Here is a 16,647-nt window from a genome sequence, read left to right on the forward strand (position 1 = left end):
ATTTCATGCTGCAGAAAGAGGTGGTTCAGCGTCTGGCGGCCACACCGGGGGAAAAACACTATGGTCGCCTGGGTATCATGGCCCAGTATTACTGCCAGGTAGACTACCTGTTTACTGTCGGACCCGGAGCCTTCAAACCTGCTCCCAAAGTCGACTCAGCCATCGTGCGAATGACCCCATATCACCAGCTGCCTCACCCCTGTAAAGATATTCTGAAACTGGAACAGATAGTTCGGGATGCTTTCAGTCAACGGCGTAAAACCATCCGCAATACACTCAAGCAGCACCTCAAGGCAGAAGAGCTTGAAACACTGGCCATTGATCCTGCTGCCCGGCCAGAAGTGCTGACCCTTGCCGATTTTGTTCGAATAGCCGACTATTTGATCGATAGGCAACGTTAACAACCGGATTACCAAGGATCAACCGCCAATGACCACTTATGCCGTCGGGGATATCCAGGGTTGTTATGACCCTCTGCGTCACCTGCTGGATGAACTCAAGTTCGACCCTGACCACGACGTCCTCTGGGTCGCAGGTGATATGGTCAACCGCGGCCCAAAATCCCTGGAAACCCTGCGCTACTTGAAAAGTCTTGGCAATAGCTGTATAGCCGTTCTCGGGAACCACGATCTTCACCTTCTGGCCGTGGCCTGTGGCATTCGAAAACAGAAAAGCAAGGACACCCTGACGGAAGTACTGGAAGCACCCGATGCTGATGAGTTGCTCCACTGGCTACGTTTTCGTCCAGTGCTGCACCATGACGCCCAGAGAAAGATTACCATGGTGCATGCCGGTATCCCCCCCATCTGGAGTATTGACCAGGCGATTGAACAAGCCCGGGAACTGGAACAGGCTCTACAGTCTGAAGATCATGTCAAATGGCTCAAAAAGATTTTCAAAAACAGTAAACCTCAACCATGGGATAATGAGCTTAAGTTGAAGAAAAGGCTACGACTCACTGCAGCTTACTTTACCCAGATGCGCTTCTGTAATGCCCATGGGATAATGGATTTGGAAAACAAGGGGTCCACCCCGAACAACGGTTATGCGCCCTGGTTCAGTTTTGCAAAGAGCCCCTGCTATCAAGAGCAGATCATTTTTGGTCACTGGGCAGCGCTTGAGGGGATCAGTGGTCATGATAATATCCATGCCATAGACACTGGCTGCGTCTGGGGGAAAAGCCTGACAGCTATCGAAGTGGATAGTCTTAAACGAACAGAAGTTTTCAATTAAAAATACACAGCCGGTTAATGACCATCTGCATTTGACCGAAACAAACAGTAATCAGCTCTGAATTCCAGGGGATTATCTGTTTTTGTGATCGCTCAGATATAACCCTGGTGAAAGTAAACTAATAATCTGCCCATCAGGCAATAGCAATGGATCGCGCAAACAATGGCCGCAAAACCAACCAAAATAGTCACATTTGTCTGGCGGGGTAAAGATAAAGCCGGCAAAAAGACGAAAGGGGAAATGCAGAGTTCCAGTGCTGCGCTGGTGAAGGCTGAACTTAGAAAACAGGGTATCCTGGCGACCAGAGTCGCCAAAAAAGGTCTCTCCCTGGGACTTGGCGATGGGGGTAAGGTCAAGCCCATGGACATAGCCCTGTTCACCCGTCAGATGGCCACCATGATGAAGGCCGGGGTACCACTGCTTCAGGCCTTTGATATAACCTCCGGCGGTATCGAGAAAGAAGCCATGAGGGTTCTGGTTGGCAAGATCAAGAATGAAGTAGCCTCAGGCAGTACGTTTGCTGACTCCCTCAGACAACACCCGGAATATTTTGACGAGCTGTACTGCAACCTCGTTGCCTCTGGTGAGCAGTCCGGAGCACTTGAGACACTGCTGGATCGAATCGCCACCTATAAAGAAAAAACCGAGGCCCTCAAGGCAAAAATCAAAAAAGCAATGAACTACCCAATCGCTGTAGTCCTCATTGCTATTATCGTTACCGTCATTCTTCTGGTGAAAGTAGTCCCCCAATTTGAAGAGGTATTTCAGGGCTTTGGTGCTGAGCTACCCGCCTTTACCCAGGTTGTCATCAACATATCAGAAGCTGTCCAGAACTATTGGCATTTCGTCCTGGGAGTCCTGGTTATTGGTGGCTTCCTGATAACACGGACACTGAAGTCATCCAAAGCGGCCAGGGATACCCTGGATCGCCTGATGTTAAAGCTGCCTGTTATTGGTGAAATTCTGGATAAATCCGCCGTTGCCCGCTTTGGCCGAACCCTGTCAACCACCTTCTCCGCCGGGGTTCCCCTGGTCGACGCTCTCGACTCAGTAGCGGGTGCTGCAGGTAATGTCGTTTATGCCAATGCGGTAAGGAAGATAAAAGAAGATGTATCCACCGGTCAGCAGCTACAGTTTGCCATGAAAAGCGCCGGGATATTCCCGGCCATGGCCATCCAGATGGTCTCTATCGGTGAGGAATCAGGCTCTCTGGATGAGATGCTTGATAAAGTCGCCACCTTCTATGAAGAAGAAGTGGATAATATGGTTGATGGCATGACCAGCCTTATGGAACCGATCATCATGTCGGTGCTGGGTGTGCTGGTAGGCGGCCTGATTGTTGCCATGTACCTGCCAATCTTCCAGTTGGGGTCTGTCGTATAGCGAACCTCTGTTAAGGTGGATTATAACTGTTTACAGGTGAATTAATCTTTTTACAGAACAAGCATATGGCCTATCCCTTCTCTTTCCAGGTAAATACCGCCTGGAAAGAGATGGTAATCAATACTGAAATTCTGTTAAGCCGGTTTGGCAACAAATCCCTCGTTATCCATTCCAAGACGCTTATCCTGCTCCAACTGGTGAGCCATAATGCTGTGGTAATTCTGATTCAGGTATTGCAGTGTTTTAACCGCGGCCACCAGGAACACCGGCGTAATCAGAACAATGATCAGTACAGGGAATGATTTGAGGATATTCAAATCCGCATTGATCAGCAAAAAGACGATGGGCAGAGCGGTCAGCAACAGGCACCAGAACAAACGGAACATTGGCGATACATTCGCTTCCGCGTCCAGTTTTTTGGTGGCAATACCCGCCAGAGAGTATGAGGTGCCATCCAGGGTGGTCACGGTAAAGAGGATCATCGTCACCAGGTAGATGGCCGTCAAAACCATCGGCATCGGACTCTGGTCGAAAATCTCTTTCACCAGTGTTGTCGGTTGCCCGGCTTCAATCATTTTCACACCATCAATCACTCCGCTATCAATCAGGTTCATGGAATAGGTTCCACAGATACCAAAGATAACGGCACTGCCCAGTGTTCCGCCGATGACCAGAATCAGGATTACATCCCGCAGCTTCTGTCCCTGGATAATCTTGGTGATAAACACGCCCACGCCCGGAGAATAAGAAATCCAGTTAGCCAGGAAAAACACCGTCCAGTACTGGGGGAACAGGGTAGAACCAAATGGATCGGTGTTGGTGCTCATGCGCAGATATTCGGTCAGCATAACGCCGATACCGTTGGTCATGTTATTCATGATCAGCGCAGAAGGGCCAATAATAAAAATCAGGCCGACAAAAAATGCACAGATATAGATGGTGGCGCTGGACAACCTTGCCATGCCCTTCTCAATCCCGATGTAGGAACTCAGGGAGAAGATCACCGACAGCCCCAGAATCACCCCAATACCCAGCATCAGGTTATTCGGGATACCGGTCAAACTGGCAATATTGGACGAGATCATCGGAATGCCCAGACCCAGGGTCAGGGCAGTCGCTGCCAGCGTGGTAATGATAAACAGCAAGTCAACCAGCTTCTGGGCCCATATTGGCAGTCGATCATTAAACAGGCTGTTGATAACACCACTCAAACTCATGCGCTGGCTCTTTTTCAGATAAAAGACCACGGCAAAAGGAATGGCAACAATCAGGTAGATAAACCAGCCAGCGGCTCCCCAGTGGAACATGTTGTAGGCTGTTGCATACTCCATGGCCATGTGGCGGTCGACAATACCAAACTGCGGATCCATAAAGTAATAGACACTTTCAATGAATCCCCAGTACATGGTGCTGGCCCCCATACCCGCTGACAAGGCCATGGCAAACAGCTGGAACTTGCTGAATTTTGGTTTGCTGTCTCCCATGCGGATATCACCGAAACGGGAAAGCGCCAGGTAAAGCAAGGCAACTGTGGCAAACAGGGTATACCAGAGAAAACCGGCACCAAAGTTGATTACGGTAAAATCCAGCATCGCACCCATGGTGCCCTTGACCGACTCCGGATAGAGTACCGCCAGAATGCCCAGAAGCAGAACCACACTAAAGCTGGTAAAGGTCAGTTTCAGGTCAATGTCAGAGGTATCGAGTTTCATGGCTATCGACCGCCTTTACTCAAATGAATAGGAGAGAATGGATGCTTCTTTAACCGCATCCCAATCCATTTCAACACCCAATCCAGCACGCTCGGGTGCATGAACATAGCCGTCTTTGCCGGTTCGGATGACATTTTTGGCCCCATACTCAAAGTTTTCGTAAGGGTAAGCCTGTTCAAAGTATTTGCAGTTATGATGAGCCAGCGCTACATGCAGGTTGGCTGCCTGAGTGATGGTGTAACCCCAGCTCTGGATTTCAAGAGGTTTGCCATGGGCTTCGGCCAGGGCAAAACACTTGTTCAGCGGTGTAATACCGCCACAGACCGTGGCATCCTGACGAACATCAGACCACATGTCGTTTGCCAGGGCGTGAGCCACTTCCGGCAGGGTCAGCAGACAGTTACCATGGCTGGAAATCTGTACACCGGTTTCACGGACCAGGCGCTGGTAGGACTTATAATCATAATCAGACACCGGCGCCTCAAACCAGGCCCACTCATACTCTTCCAGCAGTTTGGCCATTTTCAGAGCCTCTTTCTGGGTGTAATACATGGCGGTATCCAGCATGAAATCAATGCCGGAATTTTTGTATCGCTCCTGAACCGCCTGCACCAGTTTTACGTCTTTCTCATACACGCAGTAACAGTGCAGCTTGATGGCTTTAAAGCCATGCTCAATACAGCCATCAATAAATGGGAAATACTCTTCCACGGTGTCAAACATCGGTGTAGAGGAGTAGGACAGCATCTTGTTACGTGCACCGCCCAGCATTTGGAACAACGGCATTCCCGCTTTTTTGCCTTTAATATCCCAGGCGGCAATATCAAAAGGCGACTTGGCAACCAGCCCACCCCAGCTGCAACGGTTCATTAACCAGCGATGCAGCTCTTCCGTCATCAGGGCATTTTTACCGATGATGCCCGGAGCGATGGTTCGCATGGCTTCCACAATGCATTTGTCAAAATCATTTTCGGTATAGCTGATGGTAGCTCCTACCCCTTCCAGGCCATCTTCGGTAATCATCCGAACAATATTATTGGTATATAACAGTGGTTCCTGATCATCGGCCCATGGCAATGTGTCGGCATTACGGTCCGCTACTGCGTATAGTTCTACGCGGGCAATTTTACTTTCCAGCATGGTTTCGCTCATTTATGGTCTTAAATTTTGTGCCAGACATGTTTTGCATCCCTGTCCGGCAGTTATTCAAAAAATCTTTTAGAACCGGCTACCGGCTTGAATCATTTTTTCCCTGACATCCTCACCCCGGATGTCACGAAACCCTTTCTCCTCCTGAATGGAGATTACTGTGGCGTGAGCGGCAGCATGGCCATACTCAAAGGTCTGCGCCGTCACCCGGGCAGAAGCGAGGGCCTCGTGCTCGGCAGAAAGACAACGACCGGCAACAATAATGTTTTCGCCTTGTGCCGGAATCAGTGCGCCATAAGGGACTTCGTACCAGTCATCCAGCAGCCAGTGCAGTTTGGGTTTAGTGCCAGAGTGCAGCTCAATAGGCCATGGGGTACGAACAATACCGTCAGGGCGCTTACGACAGTTGACTACATCTTCATTAGTCAACTTTTCAACACCCTCAATAGAGCGAGTCTGACGAATGCCAACCTCAACGCCGGTGTCCACTACGTAACTGTTTTCACAGCCTGGTACATGGGCTTTCAGGAATCGGGCGTATTCACGCACCTGTTTGCGGCCGAAAACTTCTGCTTCAGTGAAATCCACCGGATCAATCACATTCAGCACCCGACCATCCTGTCCAGCCAGCCGGGTCGCATTAACCATCAGTTCATTGGGGCGGGTTGTCGGGAAGATCCAGATCTTGTGGCGGGGCATCTGGTATTCACCACTGGCATTGAGTTCCAGAATCTTTTCAGTCACTTTTGCCGGGCAGATGGTGTCTTCACCAAAAAAGTCCAGATAACTGTCCATCTCGACATTACCAAGACGGAAGAACATGGTCGGGTTTTGGATAACACCGTTATCACCAAAGAAGTAGGCACCTCCGGCCCGTGAAACCACGGCAGCATCGCCACTGGCATCGATGATTCGTTTGGCCAGAATAACCGCTTGCCCGGCATTGGATTGAACGACGACACCTTTGTATTTATCGCCGTCCATAATGACGCCAGTGACTGTCGTATGGAAAAAGACGTCAACACCCGCTTCTTCCAGACATTCATCCGCCACTTCACGCCAGACCAGGGGGTCGTGGGTGACGGTATAGGTTTTGCCGTAAATCTGTGGTTCGGTTACACCACCGCGCTTTGACAGTCGGTTACGGAACTCTTCCGTAAAGCCAAAGACAACCTGTTCAGGCTGGCGGTCTTCTTTATCAGATGCCATGAACATGCCACAGATGGTGCCAGAAAGTCCGGCTACCGCAGCCCCGCCGCAGAAACCATATTTTTCAATCAGGGCTGTGGACAGGCCATTGCGACCACAAACCGTAGCGGCTGCAACTCCCGCAGATCCGCCACCAACCACCAGAACATCCACCTCTCTGAGCACAGGCAGATCCGGCAGATGGTCAAAACGACTTTCAAGCTTCCACTCTTTCATGACACGCTCACAAACAATGCAATCTGATATATCAGAGATATGCTAATAATATCTTTATTGATTTTCAGGTTGCTGATCTGTGTCAATAAAGCGGTTCAAACCAGCCTGTAAATTCACACTCCTTGTTGACCGTTTTTTAATCCAGACTTTTAAAATCCAGATAGTAGTGATGTGTTAATGGATAACGACCTTTCCCTGAGCGACAGAGCCTACGAACAGCTCGAATGCATGATCCTGTTTGAAGAACTCAAAGGGGGTGCCATGTACTCGGAAAAGCAGCTGGCAGAGAGTCTGCAGATGGGGCGTACCCCTATAAGGGAGGCACTGCAAAAGCTGGCCTGGGAACAGATGGTGGTTATCCATCCCCGCCGGGGGATTCAAATCCCGGAAGTGTCGGTTGAAAGTCAGCTGAAACTTTTGGAAGTACGAAGACCACTTGAGGCCGAGTGTGTCCGCCTGGCTGCCCAGCGGGCAACCGCCGAACAGAAGAAAGCGATGGAGAAACTGGCTGACGGGATTATTGGCTGTGCCGAGAATAACGATGACAGTGCGTTTCTAAATTATCTACGGGACATACATCAACTACTGGTAAACAGTGCCCGTAATGATTATTTCATCAAAGCCATGCGCCCACTTCAGGGGCTGTCACGGAGATTCTGGTTTCTAAATAGAGAACCCGATACAGTCCATCCTGCAAGCCTGCATGCAGAGATCATGAGAAGAGTCGCCATGGGTGACACTATTGGAGCCATAAATGCCTCCAATAGCTTGATTGATTACCTTGTGCAGCAGGCAAAAGAAAAGCTGGAACGATAAAAATCACCGGCTCCGGTCACCACTTTGGCTATTGCTTTCAACTGTTCAAGCTGATTTTTCATAGATCCCCCCCAGATCTTTAACGGAATGGCGAACCACCAGAGTGGACTTCAGCGTCTTGACAGAAGGCGCTGTATCTGGGTTTTCAATACGTTGAATCAGGGTTTTGGCTGCCATGACACCCAGTTTCCGTTTGGGTTGTGCAATGGATGTCAGCGGTGGCGAAGTATAGGCTGCCAGTTCTATATCGTCGTAACCAATGATTGATACGTCATCAGGCACTATCAGCCCTTTGCTTTGCAAGGCACTGATGGCTCCCATGGCCATTAAATCGTTGCCACAAAACAGGGCTGACGGCATGGCCTCAAGAGTCATAAGCTGACAAGCCGCCTGGTAACCACTTTCTGCCGTCAATGCACCTTCAATAATCCATTGTGGATTAACCGTAATACCAAAATCACACAATGCACGTCGATAACCGTTCAGTCGCTCTTTGCTGGGTGACAACAGGTTCGGCCCACTGATGCATCCGATGGCTCTGTGTCCCTGCTCAATGAGGTAACGGGTTGCTTCATAGCCACCGAGATCAGGGTCATCCATGATGATATCTGCGTTTTTCAATGGTGCGTTGCAATCAAGGACTACCAGGGGAAAAGATTGCTGGTCCAGTAACTGGAAAAATAATTCCGAACTGTAGGCAGACATAACGAGCAGACCATCCACCCGTTTTTCCGATAGTGTTTGCAAATAGGCGGCCTGTTTTTCCAGTCCGGACTGCTCACTCATCCCGGAATTACAAAGTACCAGGTGATATCCAAGGTCATAACATGTTGCTTCGACACCTTGGATCACCTCGGCAAAAAAAGGGTTGGCATTGGACGATGTCAACATACCCACGGTTCTGGTTTTACTGGTTTTCAGGCTTCTGGCCAGTGCGCTGGGTTTGTAATCAAGGGTCGTTATTGCATCCCTGACTTTACTGGTTGCCTCTTCACTGACAAACCGGGTTCCATTCACTACATGTGACACGGTTGAGATAGAGACACCCGCCAGCCCTGCCACATCCTTAATGGTAGCCATAGCTAACTGATCTCTTGGATAAATGCAGGAACCTGACCGGTGATAAACAAATCCACATCAGCCCTTGTGGGTATCGATGTCTGGGCACCATAACGCATGACTGACAACGCACCGCAGCCATTAGCAAAACGAACGGCATCAACGATGTCACTGCCTTCTGCCAATGCAACCAACAGTCCACCATTGAATGTATCGCCTGCAGCCGTGGTGTCCACTGGCTCAACAGGATAGGCGCTGATCATATCCTGGAAGAGACTTCCGTTTTCCTTTTGAGAAATAAATGCTCCTTTACTACCCAGTGTGATAATCACCAGGCGAATACCTTTATCATGAAAAACTCCGGCAGCACAGGCCGCAGAATCCTGATCCTGAACTTTAACCCCGGTCAACACTTCAGCTTCAGTCTGGTTGGGCGTAATGATATCGATACAGGACAATAAATCATCAGACAGTGGCTTGGCAGGTGCAGGATTCAAGACAACAGAGGTATTATGGTTTTTCGCGATTTTTGCTGCCGCTAACAGCCCATCTTCCGGAGTCTCAAGCTGCATTAGCAAGTAATCGGAATCAGCAATGGACGCTTGGTACTTCCCAACAAAATTTTCATCAAGACAGTTATTGGCTTCACCGGCAATCCCAATACAATTTTCTGCTTTGCCATCAACAAAAATTAAAGCTACACCGGTGTTAACATGGCCAATTTGCTCTACCGCACGGGTATCGATGTTGTCATACGATAGCTGACGTATAATCTGCCTTCCAAACGCATCATCGCCAACACAGGCCATAAACCGTGTTTCTCCCCCAAGCCGTGCACAGGCCACGGCCTGATTAGCCCCCTTTCCACCAGAGATGATCTTGTAGCTGCTACCGGTAACGGTTTCACCCGGCCGGGGAAATTCGTTTACCCTAAGAACGTGGTCGGCATTTACACTGCCCAGTACAAGGATTTGCTTTTTCATACTTAACAATCACATAAAGAGGAAGTCAGGGGACTTCCCGGCGCTTACTCAGCCAGACCGGGAAAGCAACAGGCATTAAGATTTTTTGGTTTCAGGCTTGATCAGTTTCAGCTCCACCGGTGTATAATCTGCAACCGACTCACCTTTGAGCACTTTATCCGCCACTTCGATTCCCACGGCACCGATCATGCCAGCCTGCTGAGCGACTGTGCCTGCGAGTTCACCCTGATTAACCGCACTGATCCCTTCATCGGTACCATCAAAACCAACCACCAGAATATCTTTTTTAGCGGCTATCACGGCTTTAATTGCACCCAGTGCCATTTCATCATTCTGGGCAAAAATAGCTTTTACATCCGGGTTTGCCTGCAGCAGGTTTTCAGTGACGTTCAATGCTTTGGTACGATCGAAATCTGCTGGCTGGGTGGCTACCATATCAATGCCACTGCCCTGAATCGCCTTGGTAAAACCGGCACCTCGTTCACGGGCCGCTGAAGTTCCGGGAACCCCCTCAAGCTGCAGAACCTGACCTTTGTTGCCTAACTGGCTGACAATATACTGCCCAGCCATTTCACCACCGGCCGTATTATCGGATGCCACGTGGGAAGCCACTTTACCGCCGTTAGCGCCACGGTCCAGAGTAATTACCGGAATGTTTGCCCGGTTCGCAATACGCACTGCATTTCCTGCCGCATCAGAGTCAGCAGGATTCAACAGAATCAACTTAACGCCTTTTACCGTCAGGTCTTCAACGTTGGTCATTTCCCGGGCAGAGTCATTCTGGGAGTCCAGTACCATGAGTTCATAGCCCAGCTCTTTTGCCCGACGTTCTGCTCCTTCTTTCAGGTCGACAAAAAATGGGTTATTCAGCGTAGAAACCACCAGCGCCAGTGTATTTTCGCTGGCCGCCGACTGATTCCCAGAGTCACTGCAACCACTAAGCATGAACGTCGCAACAATGGCCGTCATTGCACTGAATACAGGAGCGGCAAAACGTTTCTTGAAAGAGATAGGCATGATGTACTTCCTTAAGTGTGTTGCCATGCAACCAAAAACAGCGCACAGCTCATTTCGTGTACTTATTGTTTGTTGGAACGGGTATCCACCAGAACAGCCAGAAGAATAACCAGAGCCTTGGCAATTAGCTGATAATAAGACGACACATTCATTAGATTCAGGGCGTTATTGAGAATGCCGATGATCAGTACCCCCACCAGAGTGCCCATAATGCGCCCTTTACCACCGGTCAGGCTGGTTCCACCAAGAACCACGGCAGCAATGGCATCCAGCTCATAACTGGTTCCTGCCGTTGGTTGTGCAGAAGCCAAACGACTGGTAACGATGATGGCAGCCATTGCCGATAGCGCACCGCTGATGCCATAGACCGCCAGCTTGATACGATCAACATTGATACCCGACAAACGGGTTGCTGACTCATTGCCACCCAATGCGTACACATAACGGCCAAGACGGGTATGATTCAATACATACCAGGCCAGGGCGAACACCAGCGCCATGATATAAACCGGCACAGGAATGCCCAGGAAGTAACCGGTTCCGATCAACGAGAAGGCTTCTGAGGCACTGCCGCCGAAAGCCGAGACTGGGCGACCATCGGTGTATACCATGGTGGCACCGCGCAGTAGTGTCATGGTTGCCAGCGTCGCGATAAATGGCTGAACCCGACCTTTGGCGATGATCCAACCACTAATACAGCCCAGTGCGGCTCCCGCAGCCAATGTGATGGTGACAACCAGCATCAGGTTGAAATCGAGTCCAAGCAGTGTGGCTGCCAGGGCTCCGGTTAATGCCAGCACTGAGCCGACAGAGAGGTCAATACCACTGGTCAGAATAACAAAGGTCATCCCCACTGCAATAATGGCATTAACGGATGATTGACGAAGAATATTAAGCAGGTTCTCCGCACTGAAGAATGATGGACTAATAAAAGAGACCACCATCATAAACACAATCAGTGCAATGACCGATTTATATTCAAACAGGGTTTCTTTTGAAAAGAGAAACTTCAGGTTATTGGTTTTGTCAGTATCTTTCTGCTTTTCAGCCAAAGCAGCATTCAGGGTTTGTTGATTCATACTATCGACCTATTAAATCTGCTTAGGGCTGCTCAAGCCACTTCTGCCTGATGGCCAACGGCACAACGCATGAGTTTTTCCTGCGTCGCTTCACTATGGATAAATTCGCCAGTCACTTTGCCATTGTGCATCACCAGGATACGATCACTCATGCCCAGCACTTCAGGCATATCCGACGACACCATGATAATACTCATGCCTTTTGCCTTGAATTCATTCATCAATTGATAAATTTCTTTTCTGGCTCCCACATCAACACCTCGAGTTGGCTCATCTACAATCAACACTTTTGGATTGAGCATCAGCCCTTTGGCAATAGCGACTTTCTGCTGGTTACCGCCACTGAGGTTTTTAATCAGCTGGTCTGCAGACGGGGTTTTGATATTGAAACGCTGGATAAAATCATGAACGACGGTAGACTCTTCTTTTCTGTCCACTCCCAGTACCCCTGAAAATTGTTTCAGGCTGCAAAGACTCATGTTTTCACGAACCCCCAGCTCAACAATCAGCCCGTCGCCCTTGCGGTCTTCAGAAATGTAAACAACACCCGCCTGAAGCCCATGTGCTGGTGTTGAAATATTTACCGAATTTCCGGACACGTTGATAGTGCCACTTTTGAGCGGATTGGCACCGTAAAGCGCTTTTACCAGCTCTGTCCGGCCAGCGCCCATGAGCCCGGAAATACCAAGAATCTCTCCTGCCCTGAGCTGAAAGCTGACATTATCTACTCCTTTAGCGCATAGTTTCTGAACATCCAGAACCACCTCATCTGCTGCGCAAACATCAATCCGGGGGTATTGCTCTTCCAATGAACGTCCCACCATCAGTTCGATAATTCGATCTTCTGTCAGATCAGAGACCGAAGCCTCGGCAATAAAACGACCATCTCTCATGACGGTCGCATCATCACAAATCTCCAGAATCTCTTTTAAGCGATGGGAGATATAAACGATGCCCTTACCCTCAGCCCGGAGCTGGCGAATCACGTGAAAAAGACTTTCTGTTTCTCTTTCGGTCAATGCGTCGGTGGGTTCATCCATCACAATCACGCTGGATGAAAAAGATAGCGCTTTGGCAATTTCCACCATCTGCTGTTCGCCGATACTCAACTGACCAACCAGCATTTTCGGTGAGAATTGAACATTGAGCATATCCAGCAATTGTTGTGATTCAGCGTAGAGTGTCTGCCAGTCAATACGACCGAAAGCCCCCACAGGCTCACGCCCCAGAAAAATGTTTTCGCCAATGGAGAGTCCGGGAATCAGGTTTAACTCCTGATGAATAATGCTGACACCCCGCTCCTGGGAATCTTTTGGCCCTCTGAAGTTGGTCTCCACTCCTTGATAAAAAAGACTGCCTGCGTCTTTTTGATAAATGCCGGTCATCACCTTCATCAGGGTCGATTTACCTGCACCATTCTCCCCCAACAAAGCCATCACACGGCCTGGGTAGATATTCAGGTGAGCATCATCCAGTGCTTTAACGCCAGGGAACTCCTTGACCACTGAACTCATTTTCAGAATGGGTGCCAACATTAATGATTCCTCGGTCATCGGTTGCCTGCTAAAAAACAACACCAGAACGCAAAATAATATTGGCGTATGGTGTGCATTCTCCCGTTCGGACAACCGCAAGAGACTCATCGGATAGGGTCTTGAAAGTCTCATGGGAGACCATGGTCAACGTCACGTCCCGATCCTGATCCTGTTCCAGCTGGGCAATACGGGCCGTTAATTGCTCAAACAGCGCAGGACTGACCGTTGCCAGTTCTTCAGCAATCACAACTTCTTCTACCTGCTGCTCCGTGAGCACAACATCCAGTGTTTCCATAAACCCGGGAACACCATGGGTTAAAGCCAGGTCAATGCGTTGTGTTTTTTCACTAATAGGCAAACCACAATCACCGATGGTCAAGGCCTGTCCATGGCCAAGCCTGGCGATAGCCAGTGAGAGTTGCGTATTGATGAGCTTGCTTTTTTTCATGATGTAACCTGGCAGTAGAAGTTGTTAAAACGTTTGCGCAAACGTTTTTATGGCGCAACTTTATACCTGAAATCAGAGAGTAAGAATTGATACAGATCAATAACAAAGCCAATCGCTCACGAACATAGCAAATGAAACCATTTGAAACTCTTTGTTATCATCGAATACCGACAGGTGGCAGGTAGGTGAAAGTGGCAAGTTAGCTCAGCTACGGTTATTCTCAGTTTCAGTCAACGACAGGGTATAAAGTCAGTTGTTATGGTTTTGAGCTTATTCAGAATGCATCATTGCAAGCAGTGTTGTGATAAATTCCTTCCTCCTGATCTCGTAATCATTAACAGGCCGGGTTGTTGATAGCCAGCTGTTAATAATGTGCCCAAAATCATTACGGCAAGCATGATTAGTCAATTTTTTTTGAAGATTCGCAGTTAAATCATGAAGGTGTTGCCGCTCTTCCTGAAGCGGGTTCTTCAGGTGGTCAAGCTTCAGAGCGATAAGCTTCCTGGCTTTGTTCAGGGTCAGCAGGGAGCGCATAAGCAAGCCATAAATACGTTCTTCAAGGCTTTGAGGAAAATTAAAAAGAATGGTTCTCGGGATGTAAAGTACCTCTCCTTTTTTTAATTGTTCTGTCAGCGGGTCGAGGTTTTCAGCGAGGTGTTCCAGCGTATCGTTCAGTAATCTGGTTTCTTCTGCAAACGACAAGCACCATACCAGCCTCTCAATGCCGGGAACGTGAATGGCCAATCGTGCAGCATTGCCATGTGCAACTCTGGCATCAATATTTACCTGAAGCCTCATTGCTATCCTGCCCAAATCACCGTCTTTAAGTTGAATGTTGTAGGCTTTGGGTAGTTTAATTGCCTGACATCCCGGGATTGGCCAGATGATGATCCTTTTGGGGATTTCTGACTCTTTGTTGGTGTTAAGTGCCTGCAGCTTTTGAAAAAGTGTTCTGGCAGACGCCTCTGTCGTGCAGATAATGTCAATATCATTAAATAACGAACAGAGGTTCTGTAAAAAACGTGCGTATGAACCGGTAATCAGAATGCGCGGACTGCCATAAGAATCATTGATTTCCTGGATAATCTCCAATGTTTTCAGCGTTAGCGCATTCAGCCGCGAAACCTGATTCTCCACAGAGCCAGGCTCTTCTGTTTTTTTTAACCATTGCTTACGGGGTTCAGCCGCACTGGTGGCAACAGAAGCCTCCTGTTGACAGGAAGAAACGGCGTACCCGAGCGGGCTATCACTGCCCCTTCGTGAGCAGGCAGCAGAATTTTCCCGTTTAATCAGTAGCTCATCCATTATATAAGCTTCAGAGCTGCACTGTTCGAACCAGCAGCCTAAAGCATGGCGCAGGTGGCTTCCTTCAGGAAATCTCTGAAGACACTTCCAAACCTGATCCTTATGGATTTGTCGTCCATTGACAGGCCGACCCGTGATATAGCAGCTTGCCAGGAAAAAGAAATACAGGCGTGAGTTCTGAAAAGAGCACCTCAGTCGTTTGATGGATTGTAATACCTGTTCTGCTGACACGCTCTGATGATCAATGGTCAATTCATGCTGCATAGCCATGAATGTCAATATACATTGCAGTCGGTGTTGCTCATCGTCTTTGACCGATACGTTGTTTAATATTTGCCAGGCCTCTTGAAGTATGTCCTGTGCTTCGTTGGTTTCATCGTACTGCCGGGATTGTTTCAGCCTTTGTATCAGATGCCTGGTTTTTCTTGCAGAATGGTCTCCGGGTACTTTATTAAACGCATCCAATACTTTCTGGTTATCCAGATAGTTGCCATTCAACTCTCTTGCATTCAATGCCAACTGAGAGTGGAAAATAGTGCTTTCGAACAACCAGCCACCGCACTCATAATCCTTGACCACCGCCTCCGGTGTGACCACCTGGCCATGCACCTCCAGCCCCCTCAGACAACATTCTGCCTTGAAGCGTACCAGCTCCAGTGTTGCCTTGATTGCCTGAAAGTCCTTAACCACTTCATCCGGCGTGACCGGCTGGCCACTCACCGGCAGCCCTCTCAGGCAACATCGTTCCTTAAAGCGCGCCATTCCCAATTTGCCTTCCGGGCTGTCGGGAAAGTCCTTGATCACTGAATCCGGTGTAACCTGCTCGCCATTCAACGGCAGGTTTCTCATGCAGCATTCCTCTTTGAAGCGCGCTATCCCCAGTCTGCCTTCCGGGCTGTCCGGGAGATCCCTGACCACCTCACTTGGTGTTACCAGCTGGCCATGCACCAACAGCCCCCTCAGACAACATTGTTCCTTGAAGCGCCCCAGCTCCAGTGTTGCCCTGACTGCCTGATATTCTTTAACCACCACATCCGGTGTAACCTGCTGGCCATTCAACAACAAACCCTTCAGGCAACATTGTTCTATAAAGCGCGCTATCCCCAGTTTGCCCTCCGGGGTGTCCGGGAAATCCTTAACCACCTCCCCTGATTTGACCGGCTTACCGGTCAATGGCAACCCTCTCAGGAAGCATTGTTCCTTGAAGCGCGCAAGCTCCAGTCTTGCCCTGACTGCCTGAAAACCCTTAACCACCACATCCGGTGTGACCTGCTTGTCATTCAACGACAGGTTCCTCAGGCAACAGTGTTCCTTAAAGCGCACGATCCCCAGTTTGCCTTCCGGACTATCCGGGAAATCCATAACCACAGCATCCGGTGTGACCTGTTTGCCATCCAACTCCAGGCCCCTCAAACAACAGTGCTCCTTAAATCGCGCTATCCCCAGCTTGCCTTCCGGGTTATCAGGGAATGCCTTAACCACCTCATCCGGTGAGATCGGCTG

At 49.2% G+C, this 16,647-nt stretch carries 14 protein-coding genes; 4 read left to right on the top strand and 10 right to left on the bottom strand.

All coding sequences use genetic code 11. The annotated features are described in order from the left end of the window. From KDK13_RS16095 to KDK13_RS16105, 3 genes are all read left to right on the top strand, one after another. The coding region (locus KDK13_RS16095; RefSeq protein ID WP_306671165.1) for an rRNA adenine dimethyltransferase family protein at positions 1-401 on the top strand (401 nt) is incomplete at its 5' end. 28 nt (positions 402-429) lie between these two features. Beyond that, positions 430-1,233, top strand: coding sequence for a symmetrical bis(5'-nucleosyl)-tetraphosphatase (locus KDK13_RS16100; protein ID WP_257285998.1), 804 nt, complete (start codon positions 430-432; stop codon positions 1,231-1,233). A gap of 162 nt (positions 1,234-1,395) precedes the next feature. Further along, positions 1,396-2,616 carry a type II secretion system F family protein gene (locus KDK13_RS16105; RefSeq protein ID WP_257285999.1) on the top strand — a complete coding sequence of 407 codons (1,221 nt, stop codon included), beginning with the start codon at positions 1,396-1,398 and terminating at the stop codon, positions 2,614-2,616. Between the two features lie 134 nt (positions 2,617-2,750). On the opposite strand, the gene KDK13_RS16110 is transcribed toward KDK13_RS16105, so the two are convergent. The 3 genes from KDK13_RS16110 to KDK13_RS16120 form a co-directional block, all read right to left on the bottom strand. Beyond that, on the bottom strand, positions 2,751-4,328 hold the full coding sequence (locus KDK13_RS16110; protein ID WP_257286000.1) for a BCCT family transporter: 1,578 nt from the start codon (positions 4,326-4,328) through the stop codon (positions 2,751-2,753). Between the two features lie 15 nt (positions 4,329-4,343). After that, the gene (locus tag KDK13_RS16115) at positions 4,344-5,468 is read right to left on the bottom strand and encodes a mandelate racemase/muconate lactonizing enzyme family protein (protein WP_257286001.1); all 1,125 of its coding nucleotides are present in this window, start codon (positions 5,466-5,468) and stop codon (positions 4,344-4,346) included. Between the two features lie 78 nt (positions 5,469-5,546). Next, positions 5,547-6,902 carry an FAD-dependent oxidoreductase gene (locus KDK13_RS16120; RefSeq protein ID WP_257286002.1) on the bottom strand — a complete coding sequence of 452 codons (1,356 nt, stop codon included), beginning with the start codon at positions 6,900-6,902 and terminating at the stop codon, positions 5,547-5,549. Positions 6,903-7,079: 177 nt separating this feature from the next. On the opposite strand from KDK13_RS16120, the gene KDK13_RS16125 reads away from it, so the two are divergent. Then, positions 7,080-7,718, top strand: coding sequence for a GntR family transcriptional regulator (locus KDK13_RS16125; protein ID WP_257286003.1), 639 nt, complete (start codon positions 7,080-7,082; stop codon positions 7,716-7,718). Positions 7,719-7,763: 45 nt separating this feature from the next. Here KDK13_RS16125 and KDK13_RS16130 read toward each other — a convergent pair whose 3' ends face one another. The 7 genes from KDK13_RS16130 to KDK13_RS16160 all read right to left on the bottom strand — a co-directional run. Beyond that, positions 7,764-8,798, bottom strand: coding sequence for a LacI family DNA-binding transcriptional regulator (locus KDK13_RS16130; protein ID WP_257286004.1), 1,035 nt, complete (start codon positions 8,796-8,798; stop codon positions 7,764-7,766). Positions 8,799-8,800: 2 nt separating this feature from the next. Beyond that, positions 8,801-9,760, bottom strand: a complete 960-nt coding sequence (gene rbsK, locus KDK13_RS16135) for a ribokinase (protein WP_257286005.1) — start codon at positions 9,758-9,760, stop codon at positions 8,801-8,803. Between the two features lie 75 nt (positions 9,761-9,835). Further along, the gene (gene rbsB / locus KDK13_RS16140; RefSeq protein WP_257286006.1) at positions 9,836-10,777 is read right to left on the bottom strand and encodes a ribose ABC transporter substrate-binding protein RbsB; all 942 of its coding nucleotides are present in this window, start codon (positions 10,775-10,777) and stop codon (positions 9,836-9,838) included. Positions 10,778-10,839: 62 nt separating this feature from the next. Continuing rightward, complete coding sequence (rbsC, locus tag KDK13_RS16145; protein WP_257286007.1) at positions 10,840-11,856, bottom strand: ribose ABC transporter permease; 1,017 nt, start codon at positions 11,854-11,856, stop codon at positions 10,840-10,842. 32 nt (positions 11,857-11,888) lie between these two features. Next, the gene (gene rbsA, locus KDK13_RS16150) at positions 11,889-13,391 is read right to left on the bottom strand and encodes a ribose ABC transporter ATP-binding protein RbsA (protein WP_257286009.1); all 1,503 of its coding nucleotides are present in this window, start codon (positions 13,389-13,391) and stop codon (positions 11,889-11,891) included. Positions 13,392-13,419: 28 nt separating this feature from the next. Continuing rightward, positions 13,420-13,839 carry a D-ribose pyranase gene (rbsD, locus tag KDK13_RS16155; protein WP_257286010.1) on the bottom strand — a complete coding sequence of 140 codons (420 nt, stop codon included), beginning with the start codon at positions 13,837-13,839 and terminating at the stop codon, positions 13,420-13,422. Positions 13,840-14,109: 270 nt separating this feature from the next. Beyond that, positions 14,110-16,647 (bottom strand): hypothetical protein (locus KDK13_RS16160; RefSeq protein WP_257286011.1); only part of this gene is annotated, 2,538 nt, incomplete at its 5' end.

The sequence above is a fragment of the Endozoicomonas sp. SESOKO1 genome (assembly GCF_024606265.1).
Classification (GTDB): domain Bacteria; phylum Pseudomonadota; class Gammaproteobacteria; order Pseudomonadales; family Endozoicomonadaceae; genus Endozoicomonas.

Excerpts from the sequence above, each read along its gene's own strand:
- KDK13_RS16100 (WP_257285998.1), top strand. The coding sequence starts at position 430 with ATGACCACTTATGCCGTCGGGGATATCCAGGGTTGTTATGACCCTCTG.
- KDK13_RS16105 (WP_257285999.1), top strand. The coding sequence starts at position 1,396 with ATGGCCGCAAAACCAACCAAAATAGTCACATTTGTCTGGCGGGGTAAA.
- KDK13_RS16110 (WP_257286000.1), bottom strand. The coding sequence starts at position 4,328 with ATGAAACTCGATACCTCTGACATTGACCTGAAACTGACCTTTACCAGC.
- KDK13_RS16115 (WP_257286001.1), bottom strand. The coding sequence starts at position 5,468 with ATGCTGGAAAGTAAAATTGCCCGCGTAGAACTATACGCAGTAGCGGAC.
- KDK13_RS16120 (WP_257286002.1), bottom strand. The coding sequence starts at position 6,902 with ATGAAAGAGTGGAAGCTTGAAAGTCGTTTTGACCATCTGCCGGATCTG.
- KDK13_RS16125 (WP_257286003.1), top strand. The coding sequence starts at position 7,080 with ATGGATAACGACCTTTCCCTGAGCGACAGAGCCTACGAACAGCTCGAA.
- KDK13_RS16130 (WP_257286004.1), bottom strand. The coding sequence starts at position 8,798 with ATGGCTACCATTAAGGATGTGGCAGGGCTGGCGGGTGTCTCTATCTCA.
- rbsK (WP_257286005.1), bottom strand. The coding sequence starts at position 9,760 with ATGAAAAAGCAAATCCTTGTACTGGGCAGTGTAAATGCCGACCACGTT.
- rbsB (WP_257286006.1), bottom strand. The coding sequence starts at position 10,777 with ATGCCTATCTCTTTCAAGAAACGTTTTGCCGCTCCTGTATTCAGTGCA.
- rbsC (WP_257286007.1), bottom strand. The coding sequence starts at position 11,856 with ATGAATCAACAAACCCTGAATGCTGCTTTGGCTGAAAAGCAGAAAGAT.
- rbsA (WP_257286009.1), bottom strand. The coding sequence starts at position 13,391 with ATGTTGGCACCCATTCTGAAAATGAGTTCAGTGGTCAAGGAGTTCCCT.
- rbsD (WP_257286010.1), bottom strand. The coding sequence starts at position 13,839 with ATGAAAAAAAGCAAGCTCATCAATACGCAACTCTCACTGGCTATCGCC.